Raw genomic sequence first — 17516 nt, 5'->3', positions numbered from 1 at the left:
CTATTAGCAGCTTTCACATGCTCCGTCACGCGGGCCGGCGACAAGCGGCCCGCGGGGCACCAGAAACCTCGGCAATAAGCGCATCGTCCTGACTCGTCCCGGGTCGGAGGAAGGCTTTTCATTGCGGCCGGAAGCGGCCGTATCCAGGGGAAGACGCCGAAGAGCGTCCAACAGCTGAAAGGAAAGGCGGATTTGATCGGTCAATCTCTGTCCCTTGCGGGACTTCAAAAACGATACGGCGAAGCCCTTGCGATTCGCGAGCTGTCGCTCGACGTCGCAGCCGGGGAGTTTGTCTCGCTGTTGGGGCCGTCCGGCTCCGGCAAGACAACAGCCTTGACGATGATAGCCGGCTTTGAGGCTCCGAGCGCCGGCAGGATCGCCATCGGTGGCCAGGACGTGACTTTCCTTGCGCCAAATCACCGGAACATCGGAATGGTGTTCCAGAAATACGCGCTTTTTCCGCACCTGACGATCCACCAGAACATCGCATTTCCGCTCAGGATGCGTGGGCGGATGCAGAAGACCGCGATCGTGCAGCGCGTCGAGGAGATGCTGGAACTCGTCCAGCTCTCCGGCTACGCGGAGCGCTATCCCAACCAGCTTTCCGGTGGCCAACAGCAACGGGTCGCCGTGGCGCGGGCTTTGGCCTTTGAGCCACCCGTCCTTCTGATGGATGAACCACTTGGCGCCCTCGACAAGAAATTGCGAGAGGCGATGCAATTCGAGATCAAACGTCTACAGGAGCGACTTGGTGCCACGGTCGTCTACGTAACCCATGATCAGGACGAAGCGCTGACGATGTCGGATCGCGTCGCCATAATGTCCGACGGTCGCTTGATGCAGATGGGTACGCCGACGGAGCTCTACCGGCAGCCGAAGACGGAGTTCGTCGCGGACTTCATCGGCCGGATGAATTTTATTGATGGCGATTGCCTCGACTGCACGGCTGAGCAAACGGTTGTTCGTTTATCGGAGAGAACGGTGCTCAACCTCCGTTCTGCGGCAAGCGAGCGTACGCGCAAATATGATGCCGGAACGGCTCTGCGTGTGGCAATCCGTCCAGAACGGATGCGTCTTGCGAAGCGCGGCGATGGTGGCGCCGACGCGCTGCCGGGCGTCATCGATGCCGCTGTGTTCATCGGTTCGACATACATCTTTCTCGTCCGCCTAGCCGATCGCCCGGAAGCAAGCCTGCAGGTACAGGTCGCTGCTGACTGCGTCATGCCATTCCAAAGAGACGACGCCGTGGACATCGTCCTTGACGGCGCAGCCGCGCACGTCTTTTCCATAGCGGAGAGGTGTGCCGCATGACGCGTTCACTGGCATCACTCTCATCTTCATTGACATCCCGCCGGTCGAGCTCCGCGCGCTTTTATTCGCCCACCGCGTCCATGGCATTGGTCACGCCCCTCCTCGCGGTCCTGCTGACTGGGTTCCTGTATCCGGTCGCGCGGCTGATCGCGCTGAGCTTTTCCGGGGGAACACTCAGCCACTATCGGCGTATTTTTACCGAGTCGCTTCATCTCGACGTTCTCTTCAGCACGATCGAGGTCGCCCTTGTCGTGACGCTTGCGAGCCTGCTGTTGGGTTTTCCCGTCGCCTACATGATGGCGCGGCTGAGCAGGGGCTTGGCAATGGCGATCGCCGCCTGCGTCTTCATCCCCTTGTGGACTTCCGTCCTCATCCGCTCCTATGCGTGGGTCGTCCTTCTCCAACGCAACGGCATCATCAACAAGCTGCTCGTCGATACGGGGGTTACGGAAGGGCCGTTAAAGCTGATCTATACCCAGGGCGCGGTCATCCTCGCGATGACGCATGTGCTGATGCCCTTCATGATCCTGCCGATTTATTCGGCACTGCGCGCATTGCCCCCAGACTACGTGCGTGCCGCCCGCAATCTCGGCGCCGGGCCCATCCGTACCTTCGTCGCCGTAACGCTTCCGCTCAGTCTGCCGGGTGTTTTTGCCGGCAGCGTCATGTGTTTCGTACTGGCGCTCGGCTTCTACATCACCCCGGCGCTGGTTGGTGGGCCCGGCTCGATGCTGATGGCGACGCTCATCGGCCAGCAGACAACAGTCCTGCTCGATTGGCCGTTCGCGGCAGCACTTTCGACCGTACTCCTCGCCGTTACGCTCCTTTTTGTTCTCCTGTTCCGCAGGACGCTATCGCTCAGCAAGGGATTGAACAGTGTCTATTGATCACGCACACATGCCGGGCCGGATTCCTGCGGCCATGGATATCTTCGCTTCTCCGACGATCCGCGGCTATTCGAGGGCGGCGGGGATCATTGCCATCGGCGCGGGGATCGGATGTATTCTCTTCTTCCTGCTGTTGCCGACGCTGATCGTGCTACCGATGTCGCTCAGCGAAACTGACCATATTGAGTTCCCGCCCCAGGGCCTGACACTCAAATGGTACAGCGCCTATTTCAATGATCCGGACTGGATGGCAGCGACGTGGTTCAGTCTTAAGATCGCCCTGGCGACAACCGCGACAGCGACTGTCGTGGGAATCATGGCGGCGCTCGCGATTGTGCGAGGATGCCTTCCGTTCAGATCCACATTGCAGGCGCTTGCGCTCGGGCCGATGATTGTTCCCCACATCATTCTGGGCGTGGCGCTCTACCTCGCCTTCTCGCCCCTGCAGCTCACCGGCAGCTTTTTCGGATTCCTCATCGCGCACACCGTGTTGGCAATCCCCTATGTGATCATCACCGTCACGGCGTCGCTGCAGCGCGTCGATCCGACGCTCGAGCTGGCGGCGTTGAACTGCGGGGCCAACAGGCTGCAGGCATTCTTCCTCGTCGTTCTGCCGAACATCGTCCCAGGTGTCGCAGCGGCGGCCGTGTTCGCCTTTCTCGCCTCATTCGATGAAGCGACCGTCGCGTTCTTCATATCGGACATTGGTGGCAAATCGATCGGGCGCAAGATGTTCGAGGATATCGATTTCAACCTGACGCCGGTCATTGCCGCGGTCTCGACCGTGCTCGTCGCCACTTCCCTCCTGCTCATGGGCACGGTTCACCTGCTGAACGCCCGTAAGCCTCGCTCGTGAAACCGAGGACTCCCACTTCTCAGCATCTGAATTAACAAAGGATTCTTTCATGACGTCTCTCCTCTCCCGTTCCACAGCAGTGATGAAGCCGACTGTCGCCGGATTTCTATCCTTGATAGCCTTGTCGCTTCCGACATTCGCCGGCGAGCAAGTCATCATCGCGTCGACCGGCGGCGCTTATGACAAGGCTCTAAGGGAGGCCTGGTTCGATCCGTTCACGAAGGCTACTGGCATCGAGGTGGTCACCGTCGCGGCGACGAACGCCGAAATGCGCGCCAAGGCTGCGGCCATGGTGAAAACGGGAAACGTCAATTGGGACCTCTATCTCGACGGCGAGATCCAGGCCGCCTCAAAGGCGCATCGCGAAGTGACAGAGGATCTGACGGAGTTCTGCCGCCAATTTGCCGATCGCGAGGACCTCAGCGCCAATGCATGCTCCGCTGGCGGGGCCCTGCTGCAATCCACGGCTACGCTGTTGGCCTACAGAACCGGAAAACCCGGAGAACCAGTTCCCGCAACATGGGCCGATATGTGGGACACAGGGAAATTTCCGGGTGAACGCGCATTTCCGAACTTCGATGATCCCTGGCGCGTCATGGCGGCCGCACTGCTCGCCGATGGTGTAAAGCGCGACGAATTATTTCCGCTCGACATCGATCGCGCGTTGGCTAAGCTCGACAAGATCAGGCCTTCCGTCACGCTGTGGTGGAAGACGGGCGATCAGAGCGTGCAAGGGTTTCGCAATGGCGAGTACTCGCTCGGGCAGATCTGGTTGACGCGCGCAAAGGCGATGCAGAATGAGGGGCTGCCGATCGACTGGTCCTACAAGGCCGCCTTCCTCGTCGGCGACCGGATAGCGCTGCTGAAGGGCGCGCCGCACCGTGACAACGCGCTGAAGTTAATGGCCTTCTGGCTGGACTCTCCCGCGGCGCAGGCCAAAGCGTGCGAAGCTCTCTCCTGCACGCCCCCGAGTAGCGATGCGATCTCGATGATGTCGGATGAGGCGCGCAAGACGATGCCGCAAGGTGACGACGTTCGGGATCACGTCATTCTTCCCGACGCGGAGTGGATCAACGCCAATGCTGCGATGATGTTGCAGCGCTGGAACGAGTGGATTCGCTGACTGCACCAGCGCCCCGCGTGCATGGAGGCGAGGCGCAGCGGTCTCGGAGCGCCTCCGCCTTGGGAATCGTCTGAAGGTGAAGCGGATGCTCACCCCGAGCTAAGCGTCCTCTTTGGGGGGAGCCGAGGTTCATGCAAGCACCGTGTACGTCCTCGTTTGTCCAGAAGCAGTCGCACGACAGTTTCTGATCAGCGGCCGGGAGCGACCCTTCCCTCTCTTCCGCAGCAGACGCTGTGAACGGCTCGCTTGAGCCCATTGCGGACGCCCGACGATGGCGCTGAGCATTTCACCCGCAGACGGTCGAGGCGGTTGCCGGCATGATCCTCGTCGCGGTTGCCGTTCACGAGCTATTCGTGCGGTGACAAGTGCGGGCGCACCGCTTGACAGCCGTGGGCAAAGAGCGGAAAACACAGTCCATGGGGTTGCGATCACCCCACGAGGCGACAGCCGAAGAATCGCGTCCTTTTCAACCGGTCAGACGGAGGACGCGCCATGCCGTCACTTCTTGAAATTTCCCCCGACAAGCTCGCCCGCCTCATCGGTACCCCGAAATCCCCAGCTCTCATCGACGTGCGGATTGACGAGGATTTCAACGCCGACCCACGGCTGGTCCCCGGCTCGGTCCGGCGCGATTACCGTGAGGTGCAGCTCTGGAGTGATGAGCTTTACGGCCGGTCCGCCGTCGTCATCTGCCACCGCGGCAAAAAACTGAGCTACGGCGTAGCCGCCTGGCTCCGCCAGGCCGGCGTTTCGGCCGACGTGCTCGAGGGCGGCTTCGAGAGTTGGGCAAAGGCCGGACACCCGGCAGTTCCCGCCTCCAGCTTGCCCGAGAGGGATGGGCAAGGGCGCACCGTCTGGGTGACGCGCTCGCGTCCGAAGATCGACCGCATCGCCTGCCCATGGTTGATCCGCCGCTTTGTTGATCCAAATGCCGTGTTCCTGTTCGTCTCGCCGTCCGAGGTCGAAACGGTCGCCGAGCGTTTCAATGCCACGCCTTTCGACATCGACGCGCCGGTCCGCTGGAGCCACCGTGGCGAGCATTGCACCTTTGACGTCATGGTTCAGGAATTCGGGCTGGCAACGGAACCGCTGTTGCGGCTCGCAACAATCGTTCGGGCTGCCGACACGGCGCGGCTTGATCTTGCGCCGCAGGCGCCCGGCCTGTTAGCCGCCTCGCTTGGGCTGTCGCGCATGTATGCCGACGACAACGAACAGCTCGAGGCGGGTCTGCCGCTCTATGACGCGTTTTACCGCTGGTGCCGGGACGCGACCGACGAAACGCACAACTGGCCTTCTCCGAAAAAGGGAGCATGACCTTGTCCGACATCGCACGGAACGCCACGACTATGTCAGAGCCCCAAGCATTGAGGCATGGCATACCGTTCGGCGACGCACTTCGCGTCTGGGCGCGGATCGCGACCTTGAGCTTCGGCGGCCCCGCCGGGCAGATCGCGGTGATGCACCGTATCCTCGTCGACGAGAAGCGTTGGATCGGCGAGCACCGCTTCCTGCACGCGCTCAACTACTGCATGCTGCTGCCCGGCCCGGAAGCGCAGCAGCTTGCGGTCTATATTGGCTGGCTCCTGCACAGAACTGTCGGAGGACTCGTCGCCGGCATTCTGTTCGTTCTTCCGGGCTTCCTTTCAATTCTTGCTCTGAGCTACATCTACGCGGCCTTCGGCAATGTCACTGTCGTCGAGGGGCTGTTCTTCGGCCTGAAGGCGGCCGTGCTTGCGGTCGTTATTCATGCCGTCTTCCGGATTGGCAGCAGGGCGCTGAAAAACCGGCTGATGATCGGCATTGCGGCGGCCGCCTTCGTCACCATCTTCTTCTTCGGGGTGCCGTTCCCGCTGATCATTCTGGGCGCCGGCATCATCGGCTATATCGGTGGGCGCTCGGGGTCGCCGCTCTTCCGGATCGGCGGCGGCCACAAGGCGGGAACTGGACCAGTTCTCAAGGATGAAGACTCGCTTCTCGGAGAAGACATCCCTGCTCACGCGCGCCCCGACCTGGCCTGGTCACTACGAGTCTCGGCGGTTTTCCTCGCGCTGTGGCTGGTGCCGCTTGCCTTGCTTTTGATCTTTCTCGGGCCGGACAACGTCTTCACCAAGATCGGACTGTTCTTCAGCCAGATGGCGGTTGTGACCTTCGGAGGTGCCTATGCGGTGCTTGCCTATGTCGCCCAGGAAGCGGTTCAGCAATATGGTTGGCTGAAACCGGGCGAGATGCTCGACGGTCTCGGCATGGCCGAGACGACACCGGGGCCGTTGATCATGGTCACCCAGTTCGTCGGCTTCATGGGCGCCTATCGCGATCCTGGCTCGCTCAACCCGATGACTGCGGCGACGCTTGCGGCAGTGCTGACGACTTGGGTCACCTTTGTCCCCTGCTTCCTCTGGATCTTCCTCGGAGCACCCTTCATCGAGAGGCTGCGGAGCAATGTGGCGCTAACCGGCGCGATGTCGGCGATCACCGCCGCGGTCGTCGGTGTAATCCTTAATCTCGCGGTCTGGTTTGGTTTGCACACGCTGTTTGCCGAGGTGATCACGCGGAACATTGGAGGTCTCACGCTGGACGTTCCCGTACTGAGCTCCCTTGTTCTCCCTTCACTCGTTCTGACCATCACAGCCGCAACCGCAATATTCCGGTACAAGGCATCGATCATCGTCACGCTGCTCGCCTGCGCCTTGGCCGGTATGGTGTGGACGTTGGGCACGTAGGCCGCTTTGCGAAACAGAGAAATGCAACGGGGCTCCTCTATAAGGCAGCGACGTCTCAGTAGCGAGCTCTGGCTAGATGCCTGGCTTCTCGTTGGTCCCTCGCTGTCCGTGCCCGACAGGTTGAAGCCGAGACGCAGCTCGAAAGAAGGGACGTAAGTGTCAGGCATCCACCCGGGCACCTATCTGTTTGCTGCGCGTGCCTTGCGCGATTTCGGCGACGGCTTTGTCGTCATCCTCCTTCCGGTCTATCTGCTCCTCCTCGGCTTTTCCCCGCCGCAAGTCGGCATCATCGCGACCGCGTCCCTCTTTGGCTCGGCGCTCTTGACGATTGCCGTCGGGTTTCTCGGCGCGCGCCACGATGTCCGTTGGTTGCTGCTCGCCGCCGCGAGCCTGATGACGGCTGCAGGTGTCGCCATATCCCTGGCGCACGATTACTGGCCGCTGCTGGTGATCGCGTTCGCCGGGACTGTCAATCCGTCGGCCGGTAGCGTGAGTGTGTTCGTGCCACTGGAGCACGCGGCGCTCACCCGCGAAGTAAGCGATGCGGAGCGGACGAGGATGTTCGCGCGCTACAGCCTAGTGCCGCCGGTGCGCTTTCGGCCGCACTTCCGATTTCATCGCTGTCGTGGGGCTCGAACGATTGGCAGCCGTCAAGCTGATGTTCGTGCTCTACGCGCTAGTCGGGTTCGCCGCCGGCTTTCTTTATGCACGCATACCAAGGCGCATTGTCAGCCACGAAACCGTGGAGACCGCGGCGCTCGGCCCGTCACGCGCCATCGTCTTGAGGCTCGCGGCCCTGTTCAGCCTCGACGCCTTCGCCGAGGCTTCGTGGTCCAGTCGCTGCTCGCCCTCTGGCTGTTCGAGCGTTTCGATCTATCGCTCGCACAAGCTGGGGTATTTTTCTTCTGGTCGGGCGTGTTGTCGGCGTTGTCGTTTCCTGTCGCTGCATGGCTGTCGCGACGTATCGGTCTCATCAACACCATGGTACCCCCATACCGTCAAGCGTTGCCCTGATGCTGGCGACGTTCGCACCGACATTGCCGCTGGCGCTGGCCCTGCTACTGCTTCGGGCGGCGCTCTCGCAGATGGACGTGCCGACTCGCTCGTCCTATGTCATGGCCGTCGTCACGGAGTCGGAGCGGGCGGCGGCCGCGAGCTTCACATTCGTGCCATGCAGTCTCGCCGCCGCGGCGAGCCCAGCCCTTGCGGGCGCGCTGTTTGCAACATCCTACCGGTCTTGGCCGCTCGTCATCTGTGCTACGCTGAAAATAGTCTATGACCTGCTATTGCTGATGCAGTTCCGACACCTTAGGCCGCCGGAGGAAAGCTGAGAGTAGCGCTGTTGGCGCGCTGTTGCCGTTCAGCGCGTGTTCAAGCCATACATGAAACTGTGCCATTAAGAGATCACCGGTGGCTGGAACAACCATCGGCGTTATTCTTATCGCATTCGTGGGCATTTGCCTCCGCCGGGACTCTGCCGCGTCTGGTTCTATGACCGACCTGCTGGACACCAGCCGCCATCGACATGGTGCCGCCGGGCTGAGCGACTTGCTTATGGCGGACGGATCATCTGGGGCGGTTCGCGGGAGTAGCCCTACCGGCTACGATCCAGGTGTTCAGAGGCCTTCGGCTCAATCGTGGTCAGAAAGCCGGAATGATCCGTGTCGAGGTCAACATCGGTTTTGCCGGTCAACCTGCAATTCGGGCCTCATTCGGCAACTGCCGCTTTCCACCCATCACGGCCCGCCCTTAGCATTTGGTCGCCGAATGGCGGAAAGTCTGGGCAACCACCTCATTCGCCACCATCTCGTTTACGATATGAGCAGTCGTATACTTGCTGAGTGGGGGCGATCCAGCGATAGCTCGGCCTTCCAGGAATGATAGGAGCGAAGATCGTCGGCGACGATGCGGGTGGTCGCTCCGTATCCGGTTGACCGCCGATCAGGATGAAACGCGGTTGTACCACCTGCCATGCTCGATCAAATTTGATAGGGTGGTTCGCCGCGCGCGCGATCGATGATGCGCTGCTGACGCTCCGATATGATTTGCTGGCTCGCCTGCATGCGGACGGTCTCCTGCAAGATCTTCAGCCTGTCCTGCATTGCCTCGAAGGCACGGCGGTGCGGCGGCGGGACGCGATTGATGACGTCCGTCTCGCCGCGCAGGATGGCGTTGCGGCCAAAGCGTTCATCGAGCGCCCGGCTGACCGCGGCGAACTCTCGGGCGACGGCGGGAGCAAGCGCGCCGGCGGCCACGTCGAGCTTGCCGTCCTTCTTCTTCATCTCCGCTGCCAACCGCAGCAGCGCGTCTTCGGCTGCCTGTGACAATCCTGGAATGGCGACCGCCATGCGGCGTCGTTCTTCCGTGATGGCCTGGCGCTCCGAGTCGACGGCACTGACGTGAGCCGCGCCGAGCGAGCGCAAAAAGACGGACGCCTCGGATACGGCCCGCAAAGCCTCTTTCCGTTCGCGGCCGGAGGCGAGCATGCGGTCGATCAGGCGTTCCGAACCGCGCAGCGCACCATAGGCGGCTGGGTCATTAGCCACGGCCGCGACGATCCGCTCGGCCGCAAAACCCTTGACGATCAGCGCCTCTATTCTGTCGACGGCGCCGGCCGGATCGCGCCAGATGCGCTTGGCGATCTCGGCGAGCGCAGCGCGATTGTGACGATAGTGCGGGGCGGAAAGCGCGCGTTGGCCGGCCTCCTCGTCCACCGGCGTCCTGAATTCCGTCACGGCGGCGAGCATCGGCAGCACCGCTTTATCCTCTTTCCCGAACTCGACACTTGCACCGGCAACGATCTTCGAACGGTCCTTCCTCTCGGCAAGATGCTGTTCTTCAGCGAAGCGACGGACAACCTCGAAGAGCCGCGTCAGCTTCCCGCGCCGTTCATCGGTGAAATCGTCCGGCATGCGTTCGGCGATGTTGCGTTCGACAATCGCGTCGGCCTTCGGCGTGAAGGCGCTCCAGCCGAAGCGGGCGGTCAGCGCGTCGCTCACTGCCTTCACCTCCTGCACGAGCGAGCGATCCTCGGCGGCGAAGGCAAAGGCGCTCTTCCAGGCGTCGTAACCCCCTTGCTTGCGCACCGCCTCGATTTCGGCGAGGCGCGCCGTGGCCTGTTTCGACAGCGCCGGGACCGACAGGGACATATGGACGCGCCGCGTTTGCTCGCGCTCGCGGAACCGTGCGGCATTCCTGCGGAACTCGGTCGCATGGGCGCGGGCTAAGGGCAGCAATTCGTGGAGGGACACCATGGCGACGCCGCGCTCGTCGCGAGCCGCCCGGCCGTCAACCATGTGGTCCGACCCGCGAAGTCGGCCAAGCCGGTCCGGTGCTTTGCCGAGATCGTCGGCAAGCTTGCGGGGTTCGATGGCGGCGTCCGACGCCAGTGCATTAAGCGTCGATACCGCGCCATCAGGGTCGCGATAGATTTTCGCCAGCACCGGGCGCAGGATGGCCTCGCGCTCCTTCCAGCGTTCGGAGGAGGGCTGAGCAAGTCGTGCGTCCTCCTCGACACTGCGGAAGAATTTCGTGGTGGGCGGGATCAGATATTTCCCAACCAACGGGATTGGGGCCGAGAGAGATTCCGTCCGTTCCTCGCTGTAGGAAACGCGCCGTTGGCGCTCGATCGCAAATCCGAGCGCAACGCTCGCCCTCTCCCAGAGCTTGGACACCTGCGCCCTCTTTTCGATAAGCCAAGCCAGCCGCCGCGAAACGCCCTCCTCTATTTCCGCCGCGACCTCGGCGACCGTGTCGATGCCGCGCCGCCGCGCGAAGTCTTTTGCATGCGGCCAGTACCCGGCCTCGCTCTCGAAATCGAGCGTCGTCGTCTTGGCGCCGGATCGTCCGAGACGCTCGACAAGCTCACTGAACAGCTCCGGCCGGCGGCTCTCGCGCTCGATCCGCTCCCGGCGGGCGTCTGCGGTTTCGATCTGCCTGACGGTCCAGACATTGCGATCGACTTCCCGTTCCTCGAAACGCTTTCGGCCCGTCTCCTTATCGACGACGGGCACCCTGACCTTGACCTTCTCGACGCCGTCCTTTCGCAGCGTCACCGTATCGCCTTCAGCGACGCCCGCCGCCTCGAGCGCCTTCGGCAGGCTGACGCCCCAGAGCCGATGGACGGTTCCGTCGTCCGTCCGGATGTCGGCATAGGGACTTTCGTCCGCATCCTCGTCTGTGGGTCGCAACTTCGCCATCCCTTCTTCGACCAGTTCGCCGGTGACGCCGGCGGCATGATCGACGCGCGGCTTACGACTCCATTCCGGCCTCGCCTCGAAGTCCTCTGTCGCCGCATAGAGATCGGCGCGGTCGCGATGCCTGGTCATCGCCACATAGGTCAGATGCTGGTCCATCATGCCGGTGGCGAGCACAAAGGTTCGGTCGACGGTGGCGCCCTGCGATTTATGAATGGTCGTGGCATATCCATGATCGACGTTGCGATAGCTGTCCTTGCTGATGACGATGTCACCGCCGTTGTCGAGTCGGACCGACAGCAACGCATCGCCGCGTCTGTCGCCGGTGGAAACGACCGTGCCGAGCATGCCGTTCTTGACGTATTGCGGACCAAGACGCCGCGCGCGTGGCTCCACGAAACGGGCGTTCTCTAGGAAGATGATGCGGTCGCCGGCGGCAAATTCGCGCAAGCCTCGCGCCGTCTGGAACGCGCGCGCCCCTGTCAGCGCGCCCTTCTCCACCATCACGCTCCGCAGGGCCTCGTTCAGCTTCCGGACGTCGTCTTTGGTGTGGGCGAGTACCAGAAGCTCGTCGCCGCGAAGCCGAACTTCATTTCCGCAGGAGACAGAGTTCTCGAGCGCCTGTTCGCGCGCATCGGCCCAGTCGGCAACGATGCGGTCGACGATTTCGTCACGCGTTTCCGCCGCGACAATACGGCCATGCCGCGCATAGGCATCGAGGCCCTCTTCGATCTTACCGCGGGCGAACAGTCGGGAGGCATCGCGCGCCCACGCATCGCGCTGCCGCCGCACGCCGGCCAGTTCGGCAAAGCCGACGCGCTCTGAAATCGCCCGGAACGCGGCACCCGCCTGGATCGGCTGCAGCTGCATGGCGTCGCCGACCAGCACCGCTTTCGCGCCGGCGTCTTCCACCGCTTTCAGGACGCGCGCCATCTGCTGCGACGACACCATGCCGGCCTCGTCGATGACCAGCACGTCATCACGCTGGAGCAGATCGCGCCCGCTCGCCCAGGCCAGTTCCCAGGATGCCAGCGTGCGCGACCTGATGCCGGAACTGTCCTCCAGCCCCTCGGCCGCCTTGCCGGCAAGTGCTGCGCCGATCACCCGCCGGCCTTCACCTTCCCATGCGACGCGGGCCGCCGAAAGCAACGTCGACTTGCCGGCGCCGGCAAGACCAACGACGGCTGCGATGGCATTGTCGCGCGTGACGTAACGGACGGCATCGACCTGCTCCGCATCGAGTCGGAAGGACTTTTGCGGATTCTGCGTCTCGACCTTTTCGACCGCGGCCGCGACGGCATCATCTGAAATAGCAAAGCCCCGGCGCCTTGACAGCACCTCAGCCGACCGCGCCATGGCATATTCGAGGCGCAGCATCTCCCGCGTGGTGAACACCGCCGGCTGCTTCGCCTTGCCGGTCTCGGCATCGACCTGCTGCGGCTTCAGCAGCACCAGATCGTCGGACGCCATCAGCCGCGCCCGGATGTTGGCAAAGTCGACGGGATCGTCGACGTAGCGATGCAGCGCCTTGGCGATATCCTTTTCGTTGAAGGTGGAGCGTTCGTTGCCAAGCTGCTTTAACAGAAGCGCCGGATCGGCAAGCAGCCGGTCGGCCATCTCCTGCCGGCGTGCAAGATCGGCCGGCGCGAAATACATCTCGACGCCTTTGCGCGCGAGCGCCGCCTTCTCCGGCCCGAGATGTTTCTGTGCGATGCCGTCGAGGCCCTGCTCGGCATAAGAGCGGCCGTCGAGGCGGATCTCGTGGCCGGCAAGCACCAGATGCCGATTGGCGGTCTCCGCCCAGGCGATCTTCCAGGCCTTCATCGTTTCCTTGTCGCCGGCCCAGAGCTTGTAGACGATCTTGCCGTTCGGCCGCTCCGGCGTGGCGACGCGCAGCGGCTCGCCGTCCTCGCCAACCACCGGCACCTTCTTCGGCCCGAACCCTTCTTCGGTCAGTGGACGCAGCGGGATCATAAGATGGATGTGCGGATTGCCGTCTTTTTCATGATAAACCCAATCAGCCACCATTCCCTTCGACGTCAGATTGTCGCGGACAAATTCACGGACAAGTGAGATGTTCTCCGCCCGCGTCAGCTCCTCCGGCAGGGCGATAATCAGCTCACGCGCAAGCTGGGCGTCGACCCTCGTCTCGAAGGCATCCACCGCATTCCAGAGCGCCTCAATTGCCTTGCTGACCAATTGCCCGTTGATCGCAGTCTTCAGCCAGGCCGGGACATCGTCCGGCAACGCTAGTTCCTCATGCACCAGTTCCCGCGATCCGCCGCGATAACTAAAGGACGTCCCAGCCTGCTCGTCCATCATCCGGGTGCGATGGCGATAGGCGGCGGCCGAGACGATGCTGCGTCCCGCTCCCCTGCCGATCACCTGCGCTCTGACGAACATGATCGCCACGGCTGTCTCCGATCGTCCAAGCACGTCGCGCCAGCGACGTATATTGCGCCCTCAAACCGATCGGCCCGCCAGGGCCGATGCCGCCTTCTCGGTTGCAGGCTAGCCTATTTAACTATCGTATTCTAGATAGTATAATTCGCCCCGTGAAGATTGCTCGAACCCGGAAAGGACATCGGAATGGCCGCAAAATCATCGATCGCTGACATCGACGCCCAGATCGAGAAGCTACGCGAGCGCAGACGCGCGATGATCGCAAAGTCCGCCGAACGCTTTGCGCGCGCGGCAACGAAATCGGGGCTGGCGGAAATGGAGATCGCTGACGAGGAGGTCGATCGGATTTTCGAAGAGATCGCCGCGCGATTTCGTAAGGAGGAAAAGAAGGGGACTGCCAGCGTATCTACTTCGCCGCGTCGACCAGCAGCTGGCGGGACTGGAACGTCGGCGGAGGTTTCTCATGACAGCTGATCGCAAACGCGAGGCGCGTGAGAAGTTTTTACTCGGCGGCATCGTCGTCAGGGCGGGTCTCGCGAAGGCCGACCGGGCGTTTCTGCTCGGCGGTCTACTCGAACTGGCGAGGCTTGATCCGGGCTCATCGGAGCATCGGCGGTTGCGCGATATCGGCGAGGAAGCGTTCAAGGCACCGGCGCTTGACGGTCATTCGACGCGGATCCCGGAGGCGACCGAATGACCGTGCGAGCAAAACCGCATCCGAGCCTGTTGCTCGTCCTGGTGCCTATCGCAGTAACGGCTGTCGCCGTCTATGTGGTCGGCTGGCGCTGGCCAACACTTGCCGGCGGCCTATCCGGGAAAGCGGAATATTGGTTCCTACGCGCTTCTCCTGTGCCGGCGCTTCTGTTCGGACCACTGGCAGGACTGTTGAGCGTCTGGGCGCTGCCATTGCACCGGCGAAGGCCGGTCGCGATGGCGAGCCTCGTCTGCTTTCTGGCGGTCGCCGGTTTTTACGCGCTGCGGGAGTTCGGCCGGCTCGCACCGTCGGTGGAGAGCAGAGTGGTGACATGGGACCGTGCCCTTTCCTATCTCGATATGGTCGCCGTTTTCAGTGCAATCGCTGGCTTCGTGGCGGCGGCGGTGGCCGCGCGCATTTCCACCGTCGTGCCCGAGCCGCTGAAGCGCGCCAAGCGCGGCACCTTCGGCGACGCGGACTGGCTGCCAATGTCGGCCGCCGGAAAGTTGTTTTCGCCGGGGGGCGAGATCGTTGTCGGTGAGCGCTACCGAGTCGACAAGGATATCGTTCATGGACTGCCCTTCGATCCAAATGATCGCAGTACTTGGGGACAGGGGGGCAAAGCCCCTTTGCTCACTTACAAGCAGGACTTCGACTCCACCCATATGCTCTTTTTCGCCGGGTCAGGTGGCTACAAAACGACGAGCAACGTTGTTCCGACGGCGCTGCGCTATACCGGACCACTGATCTGCCTCGACCCGTCGACCGAGGTCGCGCCGATGGTAGTCGAGCACCGAAGCCGCGTCCTTGGACGCGAGGTGATGGTGCTCGATCCAACGAACCCGACTATGGGATTTAATGTGCTCGACGGGATCGAGGCGTCGAAGAGACAAGAAGAGGATATTGTCGGCCTTGCGCATATGCTGCTGTCGGAAAGCGCTCGCTTCGAAAGCTCGAGCGGCGCCTACTTCCAGAACCAGGCGCACAATCTACTGACAGGCTTGCTTGCCCACGTCATACTCTCGCCGGACTTTGAAGGGCGGCGCAACTTACGCAGCCTCCGGCAAATCGTCTCGGAGCCTGAGCCCTCGGTGCTCGCTATGCTGCGCGACGTTCAGGAGCACTCGCACTCTGCCTTCATCCGCGAAACGCTCGGCGTCTTCACCAACATGACCGAGCAGACGTTCAGCGGCGTCTATTCGACCGCCTCGAAAGACACGCAGTGGCTGTCGCTCGACAGTTATGCCGCGCTCGTCTGCGGCAGCGCCTTCAAGTCGAGCGACATCGTTACAGCCAAGAAGGACGTGTTTCTGAATATTCCGGCAACGATCCTGCGCTCCTATCCAGGAATCGGCCGCGTCATCATCGGCTCGCTGATCAATGCCATGGTCCAGGCCGATGGTGCCTTCCAGCGCCGGGCACTCTTCATGCTCGATGAGGTCGATCTCCTCGGATACATGCGCGTCCTCGAGGAGGCACGCGACCGCGGCCGCAAGTACGGCATCAGCATGATGCTGATGTACCAATCCCTGGGGCAGTTGGAGCGGCATTTCGGGAGGGATGGCGCGACGTCATGGATTGATGGCTGCGCCTTGGCCTCCTATGCCGCGATCAAGGCGTTCGACACGGCGCGCAATGTCTCGGCGCAATGCGGTGAGATGACGGTGGAGGTGAAGGGAAGCTCCCGCAATATCGGCTGGGATACGAAGAACGCCGCCTCGCGCAAATCAGAGAGCGTCAATTACCAGCGGCGACCGCTGATCATGCCGCACGAAATCACCCACTCGATGCGAAAGGACGAACAGATCATCATCGTCCAGGGGCACAGCCCGATCCGCTGCGGGCGCGCGATCTACTTCCGGCGAAAGGACATGAAGGAGGCGGCGAAGGCAAACCGCTTCGTCAAGCCGATCCCGTGATGGGCCGCCAACATGACGCCGGGAAAAAATCTCTATCGCTCGGTGCGGCAATACAGGGCGAACGGGTCCTCCGCGCCTGGCGACGTGAACCAGTCTAGAAAGAGTGTATGGCCGAAGGAGTGAGCCCGGGCACTGTTAGACCAAACGCCCAAAAGGGCATGCCGTTGGCCGCGTCGGGATGGGCATGGACGACAATCGACATTGGCACACGACGATCGCCGTAAGCATCATGAAACCTGTGCCGGGGGGAACATGCAAAGGGTATAGAAGGCGAAATACCACGCGCTGTAAACCGCCGCCCTGAGGACGCCGAAGGCAATCGCGTACGGAGGGCTGACGATGAATCGAAGCGCGCGAAAAGCTCCGCTTCGGCTCATCGCGCCGGTTTCGCGTTAAGCGTTTTGAGGCTCTGTTGACATGACGGGCTCCTCGGTATTCGCTAGCCCAGATCGAAGCAACAAAATGGTCATACTGTTCGCACACCCAAGGGCAAGCGAGGAAGTCCTCTTGCGATAATGCGGCCGATCCGGGTCGCAACATCGAGCGAGAGGCGGGCGTGACCGCAGGCGGAGACCGCTTGCGGGACCGGTGAGCGAAGAGAATAGCAACCCGTCGGCCGTCGGCTGGCTCGCCCGAACAACGATCTCCAGTCTCGACGATCGATCACGAAAATGAATCGGTGTGGGCCGATCGATTCCTATGTGTCGTTGGACTCAAAAGCCGGAACGGGCGTTTCTTCCGTCATGCTCACTCAGCCCTATCCGCTCTACATCGAACGCACGGATGCGACGAAAACCGTGGCGCGCTTCTACACGCTCCCGATCGAACCGACGCTGACCGGCACGCCCTGCCTGACACGGCGTTGGAGCGCATCGGGCCATGGTGCATCACTTCGACAAGGAAGAGGGTGCTGTGCACATGATCATCGATCTGCTGCGGACCAGACAGGCGCGCGGCTAAAGACCGAAAACACGCGTTCGACGTGAACACATTGCCTGGGGTTTCCCGCAGCGAGCGCGCCCTGATCGTCGCCGGTGATCATTGGTAAAGCGGAGCTTCGGCCGACGCGTCGGTCGTTTCGCGTGTCGGCCCAGGCGGGAAGGCAAACGCCGCCCTCAGAAGGGCGGCGCGGGGTCGAAGGTGCCCTCCTGTTCGGCGGTCGCCGCCAGTTCGGCCTGAGCCAATTCCAGCTCGGCTTCGATCTGGCGGCGCTCGGCGGCGTCCGCGTTCCTGAGCTCGGCGCGCAGTTCTTCAACCTGAATTTCTGTTGCAATCGTCATCGTCGTCTTCTCCTTGGATAATGTGAAGATGACGCCACGGGGTCGAGAGGATCGGGCCGGGTCAAGGATCGCGTCAGCGACCGCCGGAGGCGGCGAGCGGAGGAACCGATTTTCTGGCGGTGCCCTC

The 17516-nt window shown here is 62.3% G+C and carries 12 protein-coding genes and 1 pseudogene; 11 read left to right on the top strand and 2 right to left on the bottom strand.

Annotation, left to right across the window (positions count from 1 at the left end; all coding sequences use genetic code 11):
* The first annotated feature begins 192 nt into the window (after positions 1–192).
* The 7 genes and pseudogenes from AC6CIG_RS26195 to AC6CIG_RS26165 all read left to right on the top strand — a co-directional run bounded on the left by AC6CIG_RS26195 (position 193) and on the right by AC6CIG_RS26165 (position 8228).
* The gene (locus AC6CIG_RS26195) at positions 193–1311 is read left to right on the top strand and encodes an ABC transporter ATP-binding protein (protein WP_102762293.1); all 1119 of its coding nucleotides are present in this window, start codon (positions 193–195) and stop codon (positions 1309–1311) included.
* Complete coding sequence (locus tag AC6CIG_RS26190; protein ID WP_102762292.1) at positions 1308–2198, top strand: ABC transporter permease; 891 nt, start codon at positions 1308–1310, stop codon at positions 2196–2198. The genes AC6CIG_RS26195 and AC6CIG_RS26190 overlap by 4 nt, the downstream gene beginning before the upstream one ends.
* 34 nt (positions 2199–2232) lie before the next feature.
* Entirely contained in the window at positions 2233–3054 is an 822-nt protein-coding gene (locus AC6CIG_RS26185) for an ABC transporter permease (RefSeq protein WP_245425125.1), read from the top strand.
* Between the two features lie 49 nt (positions 3055–3103).
* Complete coding sequence (locus tag AC6CIG_RS26180) at positions 3104–4177, top strand: ABC transporter substrate-binding protein (protein ID WP_102762290.1); 1074 nt, start codon at positions 3104–3106, stop codon at positions 4175–4177.
* Positions 4178–4669: 492 nt separating this feature from the next.
* The gene (locus AC6CIG_RS26175) at positions 4670–5491 is read left to right on the top strand and encodes a chromate resistance protein ChrB domain-containing protein (protein ID WP_102762288.1); all 822 of its coding nucleotides are present in this window, start codon (positions 4670–4672) and stop codon (positions 5489–5491) included.
* On the top strand, positions 5488–6897 hold the full coding sequence (chrA, locus tag AC6CIG_RS26170; protein WP_180980769.1) for a chromate efflux transporter: 1410 nt from the start codon (positions 5488–5490) through the stop codon (positions 6895–6897). Before AC6CIG_RS26175 ends, chrA begins: the two co-directional genes overlap by 4 nt.
* Before the next feature lie 156 nt (positions 6898–7053).
* Positions 7054–8228: pseudogene (locus AC6CIG_RS26165) on the top strand (MFS transporter).
* 648 nt (positions 8229–8876) lie between these two features.
* On the opposite strand, the gene traA reads toward AC6CIG_RS26165, so the two are convergent.
* On the bottom strand, positions 8877–13505 hold the full coding sequence (traA, locus tag AC6CIG_RS26160) for a Ti-type conjugative transfer relaxase TraA (protein ID WP_498324089.1): 4629 nt from the start codon (positions 13503–13505) through the stop codon (positions 8877–8879).
* A gap of 177 nt (positions 13506–13682) precedes the next feature.
* Here traA and AC6CIG_RS26155 point away from each other — a divergent pair, with 177 nt between their 5' ends.
* From AC6CIG_RS26155 to AC6CIG_RS26140, 4 genes are all read left to right on the top strand, one after another.
* Positions 13683–13970, top strand: a complete 288-nt coding sequence (locus AC6CIG_RS26155; protein WP_018097209.1) for a TraC family protein — start codon at positions 13683–13685, stop codon at positions 13968–13970.
* Positions 13960–14193, top strand: coding sequence for a conjugal transfer protein TraD (locus AC6CIG_RS26150; RefSeq protein ID WP_102764167.1), 234 nt, complete (start codon positions 13960–13962; stop codon positions 14191–14193). The genes AC6CIG_RS26155 and AC6CIG_RS26150 overlap by 11 nt, the downstream gene beginning before the upstream one ends.
* Entirely contained in the window at positions 14190–16109 is a 1920-nt protein-coding gene (gene traG / locus AC6CIG_RS26145; protein ID WP_102764166.1) for a Ti-type conjugative transfer system protein TraG, read from the top strand. The genes AC6CIG_RS26150 and traG overlap by 4 nt, the downstream gene beginning before the upstream one ends.
* Before the next feature lie 671 nt (positions 16110–16780).
* Complete coding sequence (locus AC6CIG_RS26140; protein WP_498324088.1) at positions 16781–17095, top strand: WGR domain-containing protein; 315 nt, start codon at positions 16781–16783, stop codon at positions 17093–17095.
* 129 nt (positions 17096–17224) lie between these two features.
* On the opposite strand, the gene AC6CIG_RS26135 is transcribed toward AC6CIG_RS26140, so the two are convergent.
* Positions 17225–17389 (bottom strand): hypothetical protein, encoded by a 165-nt coding sequence (locus AC6CIG_RS26135; RefSeq protein ID WP_164866870.1) that lies wholly within the window; start codon positions 17387–17389, stop codon positions 17225–17227.
* Between the last annotated feature and the right edge of the window lie 127 nt (positions 17390–17516).

This window comes from Sinorhizobium sp. GQ132, assembly GCF_059758575.1.
The sequence above is the reverse complement of the archived record's forward strand: the minus strand, read 5'-3'. Positions and strand labels throughout refer to the sequence as shown.

What these genes read in the sequence shown, in the direction of transcription:
- chrA (WP_180980769.1), top strand. Translation starts at nt 5,488, where the DNA reads ATGACCTTGTCCGACATCGCACGGAACGCCACGACTATGTCAGAGCCC.
- AC6CIG_RS26140 (WP_498324088.1), top strand. Translation starts at nt 16,781, where the DNA reads ATGAATCGGTGTGGGCCGATCGATTCCTATGTGTCGTTGGACTCAAAA.
- AC6CIG_RS26135 (WP_164866870.1), bottom strand. Translation starts at nt 17,389, where the DNA reads ATGACGATTGCAACAGAAATTCAGGTTGAAGAACTGCGCGCCGAGCTC.
- AC6CIG_RS26185 (WP_245425125.1), top strand. Translation starts at nt 2,233, where the DNA reads ATGGATATCTTCGCTTCTCCGACGATCCGCGGCTATTCGAGGGCGGCG.
- AC6CIG_RS26175 (WP_102762288.1), top strand. Translation starts at nt 4,670, where the DNA reads ATGCCGTCACTTCTTGAAATTTCCCCCGACAAGCTCGCCCGCCTCATC.
- AC6CIG_RS26150 (WP_102764167.1), top strand. Translation starts at nt 13,960, where the DNA reads ATGACAGCTGATCGCAAACGCGAGGCGCGTGAGAAGTTTTTACTCGGC.
- traG (WP_102764166.1), top strand. Translation starts at nt 14,190, where the DNA reads ATGACCGTGCGAGCAAAACCGCATCCGAGCCTGTTGCTCGTCCTGGTG.
- AC6CIG_RS26180 (WP_102762290.1), top strand. Translation starts at nt 3,104, where the DNA reads ATGACGTCTCTCCTCTCCCGTTCCACAGCAGTGATGAAGCCGACTGTC.
- AC6CIG_RS26155 (WP_018097209.1), top strand. Translation starts at nt 13,683, where the DNA reads ATGGCCGCAAAATCATCGATCGCTGACATCGACGCCCAGATCGAGAAG.
- AC6CIG_RS26190 (WP_102762292.1), top strand. Translation starts at nt 1,308, where the DNA reads ATGACGCGTTCACTGGCATCACTCTCATCTTCATTGACATCCCGCCGG.